This window comes from Shewanella morhuae (genome assembly GCF_003028295.1).
In the GTDB taxonomy this organism is placed as follows: Bacteria; Pseudomonadota; Gammaproteobacteria; order Enterobacterales; family Shewanellaceae; genus Shewanella; species Shewanella morhuae.
Window position 1 is genome coordinate 2,737,864 of sequence record NZ_PYSG01000002.1, and the last position, 17,850, is coordinate 2,755,713.

At 45.5% G+C, this 17,850-nt stretch carries 11 protein-coding genes; 3 read left to right on the forward strand and 8 right to left on the reverse strand.

Annotation, left to right across the window (positions count from 1 at the left end; genetic code table 11):
- Positions 1 to 23: 23 nt before the first annotated feature.
- From C9I43_RS12470 to C9I43_RS18915, 5 genes are all read right to left on the reverse strand, one after another.
- Positions 24 to 1,082, reverse strand: coding sequence for an XdhC family protein (locus C9I43_RS12470; protein ID WP_107883655.1), 1,059 nt, complete (start codon positions 1,080 to 1,082; stop codon positions 24 to 26).
- Positions 1,083 to 1,174: 92 nt separating this feature from the next.
- Positions 1,175 to 3,481 carry a xanthine dehydrogenase family protein molybdopterin-binding subunit gene (locus C9I43_RS12475; protein ID WP_107883656.1) on the reverse strand — a complete coding sequence of 769 codons (2,307 nt, stop codon included), beginning with the start codon at positions 3,479 to 3,481 and terminating at the stop codon, positions 1,175 to 1,177.
- Positions 3,465 to 3,944, reverse strand: coding sequence for a (2Fe-2S)-binding protein (locus C9I43_RS12480; protein ID WP_076497719.1), 480 nt, complete (start codon positions 3,942 to 3,944; stop codon positions 3,465 to 3,467). The genes C9I43_RS12475 and C9I43_RS12480 overlap by 17 nt, the downstream gene beginning before the upstream one ends.
- 18 nt (positions 3,945 to 3,962) lie before the next feature.
- Entirely contained in the window at positions 3,963 to 5,258 is a 1,296-nt protein-coding gene (locus C9I43_RS12485; RefSeq protein ID WP_107883657.1) for a cytochrome c, read from the reverse strand.
- 470 nt (positions 5,259 to 5,728) lie between these two features.
- Complete coding sequence (locus C9I43_RS18915) at positions 5,729 to 5,881, reverse strand: hypothetical protein (RefSeq protein WP_181317884.1); 153 nt, start codon at positions 5,879 to 5,881, stop codon at positions 5,729 to 5,731.
- Positions 5,882 to 5,974: 93 nt separating this feature from the next.
- Between C9I43_RS18915 and C9I43_RS12490 the strand changes: the two genes are divergently transcribed.
- Entirely contained in the window at positions 5,975 to 6,862 is an 888-nt protein-coding gene (locus C9I43_RS12490; RefSeq protein WP_107883658.1) for a LysR family transcriptional regulator, read from the forward strand.
- 163 nt (positions 6,863 to 7,025) lie between these two features.
- On the opposite strand, the gene fusA is transcribed toward C9I43_RS12490, so the two are convergent.
- Both fusA and C9I43_RS12500 read right to left on the reverse strand, forming a co-directional pair.
- The gene (fusA, locus tag C9I43_RS12495) at positions 7,026 to 9,119 is read right to left on the reverse strand and encodes an elongation factor G (protein WP_076497725.1); all 2,094 of its coding nucleotides are present in this window, start codon (positions 9,117 to 9,119) and stop codon (positions 7,026 to 7,028) included.
- Between the two features lie 582 nt (positions 9,120 to 9,701).
- Positions 9,702 to 14,255: an ATP-binding protein gene (locus tag C9I43_RS12500; protein ID WP_076497727.1), complete on the reverse strand. Its 4,554-nt coding sequence runs from the start codon at positions 14,253 to 14,255 to the stop codon at positions 9,702 to 9,704.
- A 121-nt stretch (positions 14,256 to 14,376) separates the two neighbouring features.
- Here C9I43_RS12500 and C9I43_RS12505 point away from each other — a divergent pair, with 121 nt between their 5' ends.
- Complete coding sequence (locus C9I43_RS12505; protein WP_076497729.1) at positions 14,377 to 15,288, forward strand: LysR family transcriptional regulator; 912 nt, start codon at positions 14,377 to 14,379, stop codon at positions 15,286 to 15,288.
- Positions 15,289 to 15,437: 149 nt separating this feature from the next.
- Here the strand turns inward: C9I43_RS12505 and blaOXA are convergent, their stop codons facing one another.
- A complete protein-coding gene (gene blaOXA / locus C9I43_RS12510; protein WP_107883659.1) occupies positions 15,438 to 16,307 on the reverse strand; it encodes a class D beta-lactamase in 870 nt (289 codons plus the stop codon).
- 250 nt (positions 16,308 to 16,557) lie between these two features.
- On the opposite strand from blaOXA, the gene C9I43_RS12515 reads away from it, so the two are divergent.
- Positions 16,558 to 17,715, forward strand: coding sequence for a PA0049 C-terminal domain-containing protein (locus C9I43_RS12515; RefSeq protein ID WP_107883660.1), 1,158 nt, complete (start codon positions 16,558 to 16,560; stop codon positions 17,713 to 17,715).
- The last annotated feature ends 135 nt before the right edge of the window (positions 17,716 to 17,850 follow it).

Sequence of the window (17,850 nt, forward strand, 5' to 3'; positions counted from 1 at the left end):
AAACTTTTGGGCATTTAAAACAATTAGATCATGCAGCTAGAGCCGACGTCAGCATCGATGTTTAGCTGTTGATCTAACGCACCCTGTAGCAAGGAGCGGGTTGAAGCAGTGCCCAGATTTTTGACTCGCACAATATCGGCTAATATCGCTAGGGCAATTTCTGCCGGAGTTTTACTGCCAATAGCTAATCCTATCGGTGCATGAATACGTGATAACTGGTCTTTTGTCAGTTCGCCAATGCGTTCTAAACGTTCACGGCGTTTAGCACTGTTACGTGTTGAACCCATAGCCCCGATATAAAATGCGGGGGTGTTAACCGCTTCCATCATCGTTAAGTCATCCATGCGCGGATCGTGAGTCAGGGCGACTATGGCGGTATTAGAGTGGCAGCCATGTTGTTCCAGATATTTTGCAGGAAAGCTGTTGATCACATTCGTATTGGGTGGACATTGTTCAGCCAGCGTTGCCAATACATTTTCACGTGGCTCCAACAGCACAGTTTCAAACCCCAAAGCATGGGCAAACTCTAAACAGTAATGCGCTACAGGTGAGTAACCGGCCACTAACAGGCGCGGCGCGGCGGCGATACGAATTTCAATGTCAGGATGTTGGTAACTAATAGCCGTAGTCCCGGTTAACTCTTCGGGCACTATTGCGCTACAGGCTTCAGGCAATCGCAGTTGTTTACGCATAGCTTGATAACCTTGCACGGCTTTTAGCTGCTGCTGTAGATAAAAAACGCTCTGCTCGCTTGCCGGAAGGTACTCCACCAATATCTCTAAAACCCCTCCACAGGGTAGTGATACATCGGGTGCCAATTCACCATCGCCATAACGGATCACTTGGCTGGGTTGTTGCCAGCGACCTTTCGCTATCTCGCGAATAAAATGATCTTCCACACAACCGCCAGACAAGGAGCCCACTTGTCGCCCATCTTGCATAGCCACCAATAAGGAGCCTGGTGAACGCGGTGATGAACCCCAAGTATGCAGCACGGTACAAAGCCATACTGGGCTGGATTGCACCCAAATTGCGGCTTGTTGTAGTACTTTGGCATCTAATGGTTGGGAGAGATACGACATGAACAGTTCCTGTATAAAAGTAAACGGCGTTAACGCTACCGTTTACTTCATAAGAATATAAATAAGGCCCGCATTAACTACGGGCCTTTGGATTACGCTTTAGTCAATGCGGCTTTAACATCATTCGCAGTCATTGGAATTTTACGCAGCCGTACACCAATGGCTTGATAAATCGCATTAGCAATGGCGGGCGCAACGGGTGTGACCGCCGGCTCACCTAAGCCTGATGGTGCATAAGGGCTGACGATAAATTCAACACTGATCTCAGGTGTTTGGCCAATACGCAATGGTGTATAGCTGTCAAAGTTCGAATCTTTGAACTTGCCATTAACCAGCTCAGTACCCTCATAAAGTGCCATCGATAAGCCCCACAAAGCAGCACCCTGACACTGGGCTTGCGCGCCATTAGGATCAACGATAATGCCCGCATCCACGACCACTTGCAGTTTTTCTACATGCACAAGTCCGGTGCTTTTATCAACCCGAACTTGCGCAGCAACGGCAACCCAAGTGGGCATATCACGCTCTTGTCCAAAGGTCGATGCTATCCCCATACCACTGCCTTCAGGTAAAGCAGTCCCCCAACCAATCATCTCGGCAGCTTTTTGCAATACCGCAGCTTGGCGCGCGGCGCCACCAGAGGCAATTGGGCCGCTGCCAGCATTACGGCCTTGTGCGGTCAATAGTGCTAAACGAAATGCTAAGGGATCTTTACCCGCATGGTGCGCTGCTTCATCCATAAAGCTTTCGAGCGCCCAATTGGTCCACCCTGGGCCAACTGAACGCAACCAACCGGGGCGGAATGAGGCATTAGCAAGATCGTTAGAGACTGCTCGCACCTTTTGTGCGCCAACACTGTACCAATGATCGGCGCCAGCAATAGAGAATGGATCAAACGATTGACCATTTACCCCTTTAGGCATAAAGACAGGGATCATCACCTCGGTCGGCCAACCCGCAGTTGCATGATGTTCCATTGCAATAACTGTTTTATCGGCGTTAAAGGCCATTTTCAGTTGTTGCACAGAAGCAGAGCGCGGACTATCAAACTGCAAATCTTGTGCGCGCGTAAACACCAACTTAACCGGCTTGCCCCCCAGAGCTTTAGACACCAGCGCAGCAGGCACTGTGTAGTCACCGTTAAGACGACGACCAAAACCACCACCGAGTATATAAGCGCGAATAAGAATGTTATCTTCCGCGACACCTAGCGCTGCAGCCAATACCGAGGTCGTTAACGACTGCCACTGACAACCTGAATGGATTTCCCATATACCGTCTTCGTTCTGAAACACCAGCGCATTGAGCGGTTCCATCTGCGCGTGTAACACAGTGCTGGTCAGATATTCATACTCTATAGTCGATGCGGCTTGGCTAAACACTGGCTCAGTATTGACATCGCCCGTATCAAGAATGGCGCCTTTACTGCTGTCTTTTAGCAGCTCACGGCCGTGGTTGATAATATCGACCTCTGACACATTAGCCGCAGCGCCTGCTTGCCAACTGACTTTGACTAACGCAGCAGCTTTATGCGCGGCGTAATAGCTGTCGGCAATAACAACAAGCCAGCCAGGTACCGTCTGACTTGGATCTTCAAGCACTAATGTTTGCTGATAACCTTTAACCGCTTTGGCAGCTGAGTCATCCATTGCCGTCACAGTTGAGCCATAACGAGTCGGCGGCAAAATAGGGGCAGCGTAAACCATACCGTCGATTTTGGCATCAATACCAAATACAGTCTTACCGGTAGTTTTATTGCTGATATCGAGCGACGTTACCTGCTTGCCAACTAATTTCAAATCGTCATTAGGCTTAAGCGGCAACGCTTTAAGCTCTGCTTCAGTGAACTGGCGATTTACCCCTGCGGCAATAAGCTCACCATAGCTAATCTCTTTGTTACCAAAGATAACTTTGCCGTTACTGGCGTGACATTTATCCACAGGTACAGCCCATTTTTTGGCAGCCGCTTCAAGTAATGCTGTGCGACCCGCAGCACCTGCCTGACGGTATACTGACCAACTTTGTGACACAGACCAGCTGCCACCTGTGACCATTAAGCCCCATTTTTTATTACTATCAACGTGGACAATTTCTACATCGTCCCAATTGGCTTCCAGCTCATCGGCTAAAATGCGAGCGATGGAGGTACCCACATGCTGTCCCATTTCGGCGCGAATGATATTGACCTTGATTTTGCCTTTAGCATCAATCGAATACCATAATGATGGTTCATACAGCGAGCCGTTATCGGGTAATAGTGCCCCACCTTCAGTAGCAGGGTCCATCGCACTCCAAGACGTACGCGGAAAACCAAAACTCACACCCACTGCGGTCATCGCAATTAAAAAACCTCGGCGTGTCATGCCAGAATCTTTATTTTTATTAGGCAATCTTGACATGGCTGGCCTCCTTCATTGAATCAGCAGCTTCGTGAATCGCTTCGCGAATACGCACATAAGTCATGCAGCGGCATAGATTACCGCTCATCACTGCATCAATCTCTGCATCCGTTGGCTGTGGAATGTCTTTCAACAGCGCCGCTGCCTGCATAATTTGCCCAGACTGACAGTAACCGCATTGTGGTACCTGATGTTTCTGCCAAGAAATCTGCAGTGGGTGAGCCCCTGTTTCAGATAAGCCTTCAATCGTGGTAATGCTAGCACCTTCAACGGCAGAGATAGGCGTCACGCAAGAGCGTGTCGCCCGGCCACCAACATGCACTGTACAGGCTCCACAAGTGCCAATACCGCAACCAAATTTGGTGCCAGTCATATCCAGTTCATCACGGATAACCCACAACAGCGGGGTTTCTCCGTCTACATCGGCAGCTACAGGCTTGCCATTCAAAATAAATTTAGCCATTGCTCACTTCTCCCGTGATTAATGTTCAAAGCGTGGTTGAAGACGGATCTCAGCCACTTTTTGTTTTAGGTTAGGCCAAGGTTGTTCACCGGCAGATTGACGTAGATAGGTTGCAATCGCAGTTATATCTTCATCCGATAATGCGTCACGGAACGCAGGCATAACCACCCCAGTGATACCTTGATTAGCACGGAAACCGTCAAGCGTGACATTAATAAGATTCGTAGGATCATCCAAATGCAGTGCACTGCCTAATGCCAGTAGTGGGCGCCCCTTGTTAAGCTCGTTACTACTGTAATGGCACGACTGACAAGAAATCGCATATAAGCGAGCACCATTATCAATACGCGGATCAGGCAGCTGTTGTGACTCTAGAGCCGCCTTAAGCGCTGGGCTACTGGCTGGATTATCACTATGATTGCCCGCAAGTGCGCCAAAATAAACACTAATCGCCTTGAGATCACTATCAGACAGTGCCGATAAACCCGCATGCACAACAGGCGCCATCGGGCCCGCCGCACTGCCGTGGAAAGAAGAATTACCAGTACGTAGGTACTCATCAAAATCAGCAGCGCGCCACTTCAATGGTGCCTTACTGCTAGCGGTCAACGATGGCGCAATCCAACCATCAATAGCGGCTCCGCTGTACATTTGGTCACGTTTTTCACCACCAAGCGCATTACGTGGTGTATGACATGCCCCGCAGTGAGCAACGCCTTGTGCGAGATAAGCACCACGGTTCCATTCTGCTGATTCATCGACTTGCGGTTTAAACAGGGTGGTGTCGGCAAACAACAGTTTCCAACCCGACTGCAAGAAACGAATATTTAGTGGAAACGGGATACCGTTATCGGTTTTTTGCTGACTAACAGCTGGGACTGACGACATGATATAAGCATAAACTGCCTTAATATCTTCATCCGTCATCTTATTAAAATGCTCGTATGGAAATGCTGGCAGCAAGTGGTGCCCATCACGGCTCACGCCGGTTCGCATCGCACGAATAAATGCTTCTTCTGACCAATTGCCGATACCGGTCTGAACGTCAGGGGTAATATTACTGGAGTAGATAGTGCCAAAATCGGTGTGCATCTCGTAATTACCTGCATACGGAGATCCACCTGGCGTGGTATGGCAAGTGCTACAGTAACCTGCGGCGGCCAGCACTTTACCTTGCGCAATCACATCTGCAGCAAACTGGTCTTTGACGGGTGGCGTTATCGGTGCCATCGATGGATGCCAAGCATAAATGCTAAAAGCGCCCACAGCGACGATAGCAGCAATAAACACGCTATATAAACTGCGTTTACGCATATTACATTGCCTCATTGTTTTTTGGTTTTTAATGGAAAAAAAAGACGAGGCAAAAACCTCACATTCCGTTTATAAATATCACTTGATTATGTTTGCACGAATAAATGCTGACGATCGAGCTCACAAAACACCCGTAAACTGTGATCAAATTTACAAAAGTACGCTAGTGTAAACCTATACTCCCTTAGCCGCTAAGAGTAATGCCCATAACGGGTGATTTGTTTAATGATAGATGAAGAAACACGCAACGATAATTGACAGTGCCCCACGGTTTTATCAGTACGTGAGTCACGTGTTCGAGTAAATCAAAGATAAATATAGTTATATTTTATTGCAGACGAAAAAATCAGCCATTTTATTGCTAAGCGATACTTTCTGATAAAGGAGGTTAAGTCGAGTTTTAGCAGACGAGGTAAAAACAATAAGGAACAAAAATACTTTAAATAGAAAACAGAAAATAAAAACCCAGCCTAGGCTGGGTTGACTTGCGGTTTTGTTTTATGCAAAACACCCACCGGCGCCGCTTTAATAACCTGCGACACTTTTGCTGCTTCTACCTCTTTTGCCACAGGCATAGCAGCCTGCCACAAAGCACTTACCCATAAACTTGAAGTGGATTTCATCGGTATTCCCCTGTTTTGTTAACAAGGTCAAAGTAATACTCGAGCCATGATTAGTAAAATGAATAAATTCCATAATATGGATTCCATTTAAGCATGAATATTCCAATCAAGACCTTACAGTTTTTTTTAACCTTAGTGGAAACAGAAAACTTTACCCGCGCCGCGCAAAAATGTTTTATTACCCAGCCCACACTGAGCAAAATGATCCAAAGGCTGGAGGAAAGCCTAGGCGAAACCTTGCTGATCCGTAATAACCAGAAGGTAGTATTAACTCAAGCGGGGCAGCTATTTGAACACAGTGCGCGGGAAATTCTAGGCCAATGGCATCGACTACAAGAGGACATGAGTAATCTGAGCGGCCTAAAGTCTGGGCGATTACGCTTAGGTGTATGCCCTATGATGAGTAGCCTTATCATTGGTTTACTCACCAGCTATCGTAAGCGTTATCCTGGGGTTGAGCTGCAAATGTATGAGTACGGTGGATTTGGCTGCGAACAAGCCCTACTCAATAACAGCCTTGATATCGCCTTTACTGCGCTGCCAACAACCCATGAGGTGCAGCTCGTCAATCAACCACTGACTAAGTATCCTTTACTTGCTTGTCTGCCAGAGGGACATCCCTTAGCCGAGAAAGACCACTTAAATTGGCAGGACTTTGAACCCTATCCTTTCATTCTCTATAACGAAGATTTCTCACTCGCGAAACTGATTAATCGCCTCAGCCGTAAAGCAGGTGTACAGCTTAATATCGCCTTTCGCAGTGGCCAATGGGATTTTCTTGCTGCTATGGTTGAAGCAGACATGGGCGTAGCGATTTTACCTGAGCCAATTTGTAATCGATTAAACGCTAGTAAATTAATATTTAAACCAATGCAACCCGCTATGACATGGGATCTCGCGCTTATTTGGCGGCAAAATTTACCCTTAACCCCTGCGGCTAGCGCTTTACTCGAATTGAGTAAACAAAAAATTGAGTACTGAGAAGTCTCACCACAACAAACGTTAGATAAACAGGGTCAAGGTTGAACTTGGTCATTAGTCGCACGTGGTTTATCTAAATGTCGTCCATAAAAAAACCGCTGTTAGCCTTAGGGCCAACAGCGGTTTTTATTCACTAACTAAATTAGCGAATAGAAGGTAAGAATTACTTCTTAGCTTCAGCAGCCTTACGTTCTTTAACCTGAGTTACAACTTTCTCAGCTACGCTAGCTGGACATTGGCTGTAGTGTGAGAACTCCATAGAGAACTGACCACGACCAGAAGTCATTGTACGTAGTGTACCGATATAACCGAACATTTCTGATAACGGTACGTCAGCTTTAACACGAACACCCGTTACACCAGCAACTTGGTCTTTGATCATGCCACGACGACGGTTTAAGTCACCGATTACGTCACCTACGTTGTCATCTGGGCTGAACACGTCAACTTTCATGATTGGCTCAAGAAGTTGTGGTTTAGCTTTAGGAATTGACTGACGGAAAGCGCCTTTAGCAGCGATTTCGAACGCGATAGCTGATGAGTCAACTGCGTGGAAAGCACCGTCAGTTAATTCGAACTCAACGTCTAACACTGGGAAGCCAGCGATAGTACCTGTGTTCATCATGCTCGCAAAACCTTTCTCAACTGCTGGCCAGAATTCCTTCGGAACGCTACCACCAACAACTGTAGATTTGAACACGAAACCAGTGTTTTGCTCGCCTGGACGGATGATATATTCGATTTTACCGAACTGACCAGAACCACCAGATTGTTTCTTGTGAGTGTATTGATCTTCAACCATTTGAGTAATGGTTTCACGGTAAGCAACTTGTGGCTCACCTACGATCAACTCAACACCATAAGTACGACGTAAAATGTCTACTTTGATATCTAAGTGAAGTTCGCCCATACCTTTAAGGATGGTTTCACCTGAATCTTCGTCAGTTTCTACGCGGAATGATGGATCTTCAGCGATCATCTTACCGATAGCCACACCCATTTTCTCACTGCCGCCTTTATCTTTTGGCGCAACAGCGATAGAGATTACTGGCTCAGGGAACACCATAGCCTCAAGAGTACATGGGTGTTTCACGTCACATAAAGTGTGACCTGTTTGAACGTTCTTCATACCCACGATAGCGATAATGTCGCCAGCTTGAGCAGATTCAATTTCGATACGGTCATCAGCGTGCATTTCGCACATACGGCCGATACGTTCAGTTTTACCCGTTGCGCTGTTCAGGATGGTGTCACCCTTCTTCAAGCGGCCTGAGTAAATACGTACGAAAGTCAGGGCGCCGAAACGGTCATCCATGATTTTGAACGCTAACGCTTTCAACGGTAAGTCAGCAGAAACAATAGCAAACTCGCCAGTTTCATTACCTTCTTCGTCAGTCAGCGGCTGTGGATCAACTTCTTCTGGTGATGGCAAGTAATCAACAACTGCATCAAGAATAAGTTGCATACCTTTGTTTTTAAAGGCAGAACCACAGTATGTTGGGAACAAAGCCATAGTACGTGTACCAATACGGATACAACGCTTAATGTCTTCAATAGATGGCTCTTCGCCTTCCATGTAAGCTTCCATGATTGCATCGTCTTGCTCAACAGCAGTTTCGATTAACATTTCACGGTATTCTTCAACCATATCAACCATGTCAGCAGGGACATCTTGAATGCTGAAGTTTTCTGGAAGACCTGAGTCATCCCATACGTAAGCTTGACGAGTTAATAGATCAACAACACCTACAAATTGATCTTCAGCACCGATTGGCAGAACCATAACCAATGGATTTGCAGCTAATACGTCTTTAGTTTGCTTAACAACACGTAAGAAGTCAGCACCGATACGGTCTAACTTGTTTACGAAAATGATACGAGCAACTTCTGAGTCGTTCGCATAGCGCCAGTTAGTTTCTGACTGAGGCTCAACGCCGCCGCTACCGCAGAATACACCGATACCGCCATCAAGCACTTTCAGAGAACGGTAAACTTCAACGGTGAAGTCAACGTGTCCTGGTGTGTCGATAACGTTGAAACGGTGGTCTTTCCAGAAGCAGCTTACAGCAGCAGACTGAATGGTAATACCGCGCTCAGCTTCCTGTACCATGAAGTCAGTTGTAGATTCACCATCGTGAGTCTCACCGGCTTTATGAATTCGGCCTGTTAGCTTAAGGATACGCTCGGTGGTCGTGGTTTTACCCGCGTCAACGTGAGCGAAGATACCAATGTTTCTGTATTTGGATAATTCGGTCATGATTCAACTTTAAATGAGTAGTTTAAGGAGTAGACGGAGTATGCGACAAACACCGACACACCGCACATCAGATTATTTAGGCGCATATTGTAAATTGGAACCCTGCTCGGCGCAAATGGCTAGCGTACTTTTTCACGACAAAGTCACGTATTAATTTAACTAAATGACCGTAAACATAAGTTAAAACAAATAAGTAAAACACTTCAGCTTATTTTTTAACCTTAAAATAAAAGCCATTAAAAAAGCCTGACATGCGTTAATAAGGACATTTTTTAACGACTTCCAACGGCAATACGTTAAAAAATATCATCATAAGCACTATCGACTAACAATAAAACGACAAGCAAGTGGCTTAGATAACCGCGTTTAACACCTCAAAATCGCTTCCCATAATTCGCGCCAAACTAATGCTTGTTTGTTAATGATCGGCCTGCATACCTTTAAACTTGCATTCAAATTCTGTGTTTATAGCCTTATGCATGGTATTAAACTTAAGCGGTCACGTTTATCAGATTTATGCTAAAAAAATACCCGCCAATGGCGGGTATTATCAAACTCATCGGTATCGTTAACCGCTAAGGTTTACTCTTCGACGGGTGATACTACGAATAGTAAGTCACCTTGCGACACTTGTTGACCATTGCTGTTCAAAATGCGCTCGATGCGATACTTCTTATCTTCAGGGTACAAAATTGCACTCTGACGGTTAAAGCCAGCTAACGTCACTTGCGAGAACATCTTCATTGCTTCTGTCAGTGCAAGCGTTTGATCAACCGTAACTATGTCACCTTCTTTTACGAAGTCAGCTTCACCCGGTGCCGATGAGGTATAGAAGATACCTGCACCTTGAGCTAATACTTTCAGCTCATTACTTTCACCTACGCGTAGTGACTCAGTATCAACTGCAACTGTTTCAGCCGCAGCTTCCATTTCAGCAATCAATGCCGGAATGTCCAGCTCGGCCATTAAGCGTGGCAGATAGTTAGTGTCGTAAACACCTTCGTTAAAGGTACCGTCTTTTAGGATAAGCTTGAGTAACGGAATGTTAGTCGCGATGCCTTTCAGCACTACACTGTCTAAGTATTCGTAAAGTTTGGCAATCACATCCTCACGGTTTTCACCGCGCATGATAATTTGCGCAATCAAGCTATCGTAGTATGGCGATACTTCTTTACCTGGCGCGGCAATCGAAATTATTTCGACATCTGGGTGTTCTGGGAACACACACTCAGTGATCTTACCTGGGTTTGGAATAAGCTGCAGTATGCCATGGCTATCGAGCGCGGCTTTCTCAGCCGTCACACGGACTTCCATCGCATAACCAATCTCTTGGGGCTGTAACGCTTCAATCGAACGACCTGCAGCAATATCAAACTGGGCGCTAACGATATCAATACCCGAAGTCGCTTCAGTAACCGGATGCTCAACCTGTAAACGCGTGTTCATTTCCATGAAGTAAACTTCATTGGCATCTAAGTTATAGATGAACTCAACAGTACCTGCACCCATGTAATCGGTCGCATCACCTAAAGCGCGGGTATAATCCAACACTCGCTTTTTAAGCTCATCAGGCAACATGGTTGAGCCAGACTCTTCAACCACTTTTTGGTTATTGCGCTGTACTGAACAGTCACGAATACCCAGTACCTTGGTATTACCAAATTTATCACGCAGTAATTGCACTTCGATATGACGCAATGATGTTACGTATTTTTCTAAATACAAGTCACCATTACCGAAAGCAGCGGCAGCTTCTGTCGCGGTTTTTTGGAATAAACCAATCATATCTTCAGGGCGTTTAACAACCTGAATACCTTTACCACCACCACCTTGTACCGCTTTAAGCAATACTGGATAGCCGATTTCAGTTGCCACATTCACCGCTTGCTCAGCATTGGTCAAAATGCCGTGCGAACCTGGTACCACAGGCACATTTTGCGCTTGTGATGTCTTAATCGCATTCGACTTGTTACCCATAGTCGTCATTGAATGCACGCTTGGGCCGACAAAGTTAACGCCATTATTGACACACAATGCTGCAAACTGAGGGCTTTCAGATAAGAAACCAATACCCGGATGCAAGGCATCAACTTGTTCGTAATCTGCCACTCTTAACACTGAATACGCGTTTAAGTAACTTTCATCCGAGGTGTTCCCCCCTAGACAAACTAACTTATCAGTGTCTTTTAGCATATCTGCAGGTACTGACGTCATATCAGGATCTGACGCCACCAATACCACATTGATATTATTGTCGTGAGCCTTACGAATAAGTTTTACCGCAGTACAACCACGAGCGTGAATCAACACTTTGTTAATGGGTTTCATTAACTTACGCGGATCGTTTTGTACGATCACATCTTCTTCAACGGCCGCTTCAACCACTAAGGTCGATAGCGCATTGATAATCACGTCGTTAATTTTAGCCGTTGGCATTGGCATCAGAGGGTCGATACTTGCTAACTGGCTATCTAAAGTGTCGCTAAATGGGTTATGCACTAAGCTCGCCATTGCGCCAGGTACTTTTGACAGATAGTTAGACAGCGTGGCAGTCGATGGCAGGTAAGCGGGTACCACCATTTGACCGGCGAACGGCATATTAGTACCTGACAGGTAATAGGTTTGTACTAATGGGTGAGTCACAAAGCTTGCCTGTGCACCACCGGTACAGTCACCAAAACCAAACATCAATACAGGCAATTCGTTATCACGAATAAAGCGCGTAATACGGTCGTTCACTACAGCCATTGAGAACAGTGCCGCAGCGCCTTCTTTAGTCTGCATGCCACCAGAGCTGATAAAGCACACCACAGGTAATTTACGTTTCGCACACTCAATAAGCAGCGCTGAGAATTTCTCGGCACTGGCCATATCAAATGCGCCCGCTTGGAATGCCGTGTTAGACACAGCCACGCCCACGCGGACCTTTTGGCCTTTCTCTTTAAAGTCAGCAATACCGGTAATCAAACCACACGGACGAATGCCTTTATCTAACGCGTCTTCAATCGATAAACGGAAACCTGGGAAGTTGAGCAAGTTGGCCGACATTTTGTCGCCATTGATCTCTTCAAAATGGGTAAAGAACTGCTTAACCACATTTTCCCACGTCATGTTGCCTTTACGTTTTTCGTCGCGCAGCACTTTTTGGATTAACAAATCTTGATAACCCATGGTTAAGCGGTTCCAGAAGTCTTTACGACGACCAATACGCACCGGGTTAATTGCGCCAGTGTATTTACTGTTATCGCTTTCGCTATCAAAGTACTCAGGCAGTAAACGCTCAAAGAAGTAAGTCAGCACCACGAACAAACTGTCGTTAAGCTGCGGGAAACCCACACTCTTCCACTGCTCTACACGCACCAACAAATCGGCACGGTTCGATTGACCCATGAAGTATTTAAGCCACTTATAGAACTTAGCTTTGTCGTTCGAGGTATCTTGTGTCGACATTGCATGGTCAATTGACTTGTGCAGTAGGTTGTTCACTGAATTACGTGACAAACTCTTCGACATCATGGCTTCTTTCGCAATTGACGCTAAGCTGCCGACAACGTTGTCGTACAAGGCATTGAAGATCAGAATGTTGTGGCATTGCCAAATAAAGTCTTCACGCAGCTCTTCATTAACAACCACATCGAGTACGGTCAGTTGATTTAGCTCAGGCCATTTAGCTTGAGTCACCGACTTTGGCAAACTTTCTAAGTGCTGAATCAGTCCCTTGAAGTTGTTAGCCGCATTGCTCTTCCAGCGGTGATACAAAGACCAGCTGATGTTAAATAACAGCGCCTTACGTGCTTTTTTATAGTTCTCTTTTGGTTCACCCAAAATCAAACGTGTCAGCATGTTACGCTCAGTTGACACTTCATCACGCTTAGCGACAAAGGTAGTCCACAGTTTATTTAACTCTTCGTCATAAACCAGTTTATCTGGGTTAGATAACCAAGCTTGGAATACCCGATCTTGTTCTTGCTGAATACGCGCCAACAAGTCACCTTCAGGCACGCTAGCACGCGACAGACGACCATATTGCTCTTGCGAAATCGAATGAATACGGCTACGAAGTGTCAAATAACGCAAATAACGGTAGGCGCTACCAAACAGGTTATGGTGACTAGTCGGGCTGCTGGCCACGGCTAATTCTGCATTTTGCTCAAGCGCCATCAAGTTTTTAGAGGGTGCGAGGAAACGCATTAAGCTGCGGTCATAATGTTCACGTAAATCTTTAGAATCACGCACAAAATTTATTGCGGCACGCTCAACAGCTTCTACGCTGCTAATAATCGCGCGACGTAAATTATGCTGACGTTCGTCACGATCGCCCGGTGAAAAGTCAATAATACCGTCAATACAACCTGAGGTATAAAGCTCTTCTGGTGATACACCCACAGATTTTGCACATTCTTGCCAAGATAAGTTGTACTTACGGGCAATACTTTGCAGACCTTGCGGCTGGATCGTGTTGAAAATACCATCACGCAGCGATAATAAAATGTTTGCTGCCGCTAATGGAATTGCGCCACCAGAATAACCGGCACCGATAACAATACCGACTGTCGGTACGTCAACGTTGGCACTTTCTGCAATGGCTTTAGATATTGAATGTGCTTGGTTTTGGCTGTTAGCGATTTCGCCAGCATCCGCGCCAGGAGTGTCAATTAAATAGATAATTGGCATAGACAATTCGGCAAAGTGGCGAATTGCTTTACAGGCGGCGTAGTGATGCTCAGGCATCCAAGCACCGTTAGCAGTAGTGCGCTCTTGGGCGATAAAACCAATACGACGAGTTTGCACACCAAAGTTAAGCTCGACCTCAGCACTGTAAAAAGCGCCTAAGTGCGTTTCCGTTATCAAACGACCTTTAAGATCGGCAATGATACGTTTTGCACCAGGGCGACCTTTATCTTGGGTCGGCTGGATCACTTTAGCCACGTAGCCATCGACATCTAATAATGCCAAGTCTTTCAAGTTTGCCTGAATGGCATCCTCATTTAAAAGACCGTTAATTTCTTCCGATAAACTCTGTTTGCTGTGCTTAGGAAACAGAGAAAAATCCTTTGCCAAGTGCTCGGCCTGTAAAAAAAGCGGATCGGGCGTTTGGGCTTGAGTCATGTGTTTGGGCTGATTATTGCTGGTCATCAAAAGATCCTCTGCTTAGCCTCTGAAATTTTTTAGCCAATAAATATAACTTTGTTATCCTGTCAAATGCCATTAAACTGCATAAGACGCTTTGTTCCAAATATGAGACAGTGGGTAAAACATGCCAGATTTAAACGGTATGATGCTATTTGCAGCCGTGGTAAGAGCCAAAGGATTTTCCCAAGCTGCCCGCGAAACCGGCCATCCAAAATCTACCATTAGTCGCAAAATCGCCCAACTTGAAGAACAACTTGGGGTGCGATTATTACAACGCGACACCCGTAATTTGAGTTTAACCCAAGTCGGGGCACTGTTTTATCAACACTGTGATTCTATTCGCAATGAGGTAGAAGCGGCCAAGGCTGTTATCGAGAACACTCACGATGATGTGTCTGGATCATTACGGATTGCGATCCCGGTGTCATTTAGCCAAGAACTGATTGCGAACCTCTGTAGCGGGTTTATGCGTTTATATCCTAATGTGGAATTAGATGTCCAGTTTACCGACAATGATATTGGGTTAGTCGGAGAAGGATATGACATTGCGATCAAGTATGGCCCACTGCAATCTTCTGATCTCGTCGCTAGGTTACTATTTGAACGCCAACCGATTTTAGTCGCAAGCCCAGGTTATTTAAAACTCAAAGGCACGCCCGCTACACCAAAAGAACTCAGTCTACACAATGGTATTTTATTGGGTACGTCTCGTTCGGCACCCATTTGGCCGCTGGGTAAAGGACCACGCAAAACAATGGCTAGCTTTCAACGTAAGGTGCGGGTCAATAGCCCTATCATGGTGAAGCAGTTAGCGGTAGATCACTTTGGTATTGCGATGTTATCTAATTCAGCTTGTAAAACAGAACTTGCCAATGGCTTACTCGTACCGATTTTACAGGAATGGCCAATTGAACCTTTTAAGGTTTACGGGGTTTATTCAAGTAGGCGCCAACTGGCCACTAACATTAGTGTATTCTTAGATTTTTTCGTCAAACGTTTCAGCAGCCAAGAAAGCCTGCAATCTCTAATGGGCTAATTTTTCTCGTTATGCTGCTAAAAGTCTTATTTAAAAGCCCAATAAAAAGCCTAGACGGTTATCTAGGCTTTTAGCGTCAAAATTAGTTTTAGGCCAAGCACGCAACTTAAATTAACTCCGTTATCCTTGGGTGATATATCAAACACTGCTTAAGGAATGACATGCTCCAGTTTGAAGATTTCCTTAGTGATAATCTGGCGTAGTGACAAGCTATCTGCCGCTTGAATATCCATATTCATCGCGAAAAACCATACATTATCATCAAGTTCTACCCAACCCACCCACCAACCGATACTCGGCTTAGCCCCAACTGCATAACCCGTTTTTGCACGGATAATATAATCACCATTTGCCTCAGTGAGCATAGCCTGCTTAACAATTCGTTGACTGCGTTCTGAGGCGTGTATTTTATGGTGATAAAGCCTGCGCAGAAAATCGATTTGCTCAGTGGCCGAAATTCTTATAGCGCCATCAAGCCAGAAGCTATCTAAATTTCCTGAGATATCCTCATTACCATAATCATAAGAGGCAATCATTTTCGACATACGCGCCTCACCGATTTGGCGAGCAAACTCTTGATATACTGGTACCACTGAATATTTCATCGCAGTAATTAACGTTTGATCCCGATTCCAATAATCGATATCGCGGGTCTTACCATCCCATTTAAAAATCTGATGCTCATCTTTAACGATACCCAAATCAAGCGCAATCAAGCTATTAGGAATTTTAAACGTCGATGCTGGTAAAAAACCTTGATTGGCGCGTTTAAGATTATTAGTGAATCCTTGCTGCTTATTTTCATTCCACAACAGCACCACACCCTGCGATTTTTGCGGTTGATTTGCTTGTAGCTTAGCGGCTGGCAACCGAGCTTGTTGCGACTCAATTGCGTACTGGGTGAAAATGGCATCCCAACTGCGGGTTTCTTGCCATGCTTTGGCCGTTGTTGATGCAAAAGCCGTTGCACCAAAGATTGGTGATATGAGAAGTACAGCCGATATAACTAACCAACGCATAATATTTCCTTGTAGATAAACCGCAGATAACAAAAAACACTGAAGGCTACCACCTTATATTTCTGTTTTCCCTAGCAAACTGCTGACCAATTGTGGCAAAAAAATGGCTTTGAACAACAAAGAACACTGGGGTTAACTTTCTTCCCATGTGCATGTAGTGCATACTTTTTGATATAAACGTCCAGCAGCCACAAAAAAGACGTCTCATTTTTCGCGTGTATGACACAAAATAACAACAGGAAAATCAATTATGTTAAAACCCGTATTCACGATCATTCTTGTTAGCTGCTTAATCAATACCGCCAATGCCGTACAACTCTTAGGTAATGTCGAAACTTCTCGCCTACCGACAGCTGAAAAAAATATTAGCGACGTCATTAGCCGCTATCAAGCTTTAGATGATGGTTTGGCTCATAAATTAGGCTCAAAAAAAAATGAAGTTGATGCCACTCAATTGGCCGCACGTCAAGGTCACAGATTATGGCAACAGGCGGTGCGCGATGTGCAGTCTGGCCATGCTGACGACCGCCCCTTATATTGGGCTCGCCTTGCCATGCTAAATAACCTTAATACCTCCCACGCCAACTTCAAAATGGCCGATTGGCAACAGAGTATATTACTGAGCGCAGTAGAAAAAGCCTCACGGGGCTTTAGTGATATTCAATATGGGAATGATGTTCAAATCAAAATATTCCTTACTGGTTTCGATCCTTTTTTCCTCGATACAGATATCACCCAGAGTAATCCATCCGGTTTAGTCGCTCTTGCCTTAGATGGTTGGCGCTTTGAGGTGAATGGCAAAATAGCGCAAATCGAAACCGCGATGATCCCAGTACGTTTTGAGGATTTTGATCAAGGCCTTATAGAGTCGTTACTGAGTCCAATTTACCGCGACCCTAACACTAAATTGGTGTTTACCGTCAGTATGGGCCGCAGCGATTTTGATATCGAACGCTTCCCTGGCCGTAATCGAAGCGCTGCCGCTTTTGATAACCAAAACGTACTCACCGGCGGCACTAAGACCGCCCCAGTTGCGCCTAAGCTCAATGGACAAGATTTTGTTGGCCCCGAGTTTGTTGAGTTTTCTCTGCCCGTTGCAGCGATGCAAGTCGAAGATGGCCAATGGAAAGTCAACGATAACCACACTGTCACCACCCTTGCCCGCGGCGAGTTTAGTTCAACATCATTGAATGAGCTGCAAAACGAAACCTCTGTCGAAGGCTCTGGCGGCGGTTATCTTTCTAATGAAATTTCTTATCGCGCCATTGTGTTGCAGCAAAAGTTCAATAGCCATGCGAAAGTCGGCCACATTCATACCCCAAGAGTCAAAGGCTATGATGCCGATACCGAACAAGCCATTGTCGAGCAAGTACGCACTATGGTGATGCAAGCCGCTGCGAGTTTATAATAAGGCTGTGCTGGTATGCTTTTAAGTCGTTCGCTATTATACAAGCACTTAAACGCTAAAGTTCGCTCCCTTTATTTGAATGGGTTTTAAATAACTCAAAATCGAGATAAATAGGTAAAAGTGTAGCGTTACACT

What these genes read in the sequence shown, in the direction of transcription:
- C9I43_RS12490 (WP_107883658.1), top strand. Translation starts at nt 5,975, where the DNA reads ATGAATATTCCAATCAAGACCTTACAGTTTTTTTTAACCTTAGTGGAA.
- C9I43_RS18915 (WP_181317884.1), bottom strand. Translation starts at nt 5,881, where the DNA reads ATGAAATCCACTTCAAGTTTATGGGTAAGTGCTTTGTGGCAGGCTGCT.
- blaOXA (WP_107883659.1), bottom strand. Translation starts at nt 16,307, where the DNA reads ATGCGTTGGTTAGTTATATCGGCTGTACTTCTCATATCACCAATCTTT.
- fusA (WP_076497725.1), bottom strand. Translation starts at nt 9,119, where the DNA reads ATGACCGAATTATCCAAATACAGAAACATTGGTATCTTCGCTCACGTT.
- C9I43_RS12515 (WP_107883660.1), top strand. Translation starts at nt 16,558, where the DNA reads ATGTTAAAACCCGTATTCACGATCATTCTTGTTAGCTGCTTAATCAAT.
- C9I43_RS12500 (WP_076497727.1), bottom strand. Translation starts at nt 14,255, where the DNA reads ATGACCAGCAATAATCAGCCCAAACACATGACTCAAGCCCAAACGCCC.
- C9I43_RS12475 (WP_107883656.1), bottom strand. Translation starts at nt 3,481, where the DNA reads ATGTCAAGATTGCCTAATAAAAATAAAGATTCTGGCATGACACGCCGA.
- C9I43_RS12480 (WP_076497719.1), bottom strand. Translation starts at nt 3,944, where the DNA reads ATGGCTAAATTTATTTTGAATGGCAAGCCTGTAGCTGCCGATGTAGAC.
- C9I43_RS12470 (WP_107883655.1), bottom strand. Translation starts at nt 1,082, where the DNA reads ATGTCGTATCTCTCCCAACCATTAGATGCCAAAGTACTACAACAAGCC.
- C9I43_RS12505 (WP_076497729.1), top strand. Translation starts at nt 14,377, where the DNA reads ATGCCAGATTTAAACGGTATGATGCTATTTGCAGCCGTGGTAAGAGCC.
- C9I43_RS12485 (WP_107883657.1), bottom strand. Translation starts at nt 5,258, where the DNA reads ATGCGTAAACGCAGTTTATATAGCGTGTTTATTGCTGCTATCGTCGCT.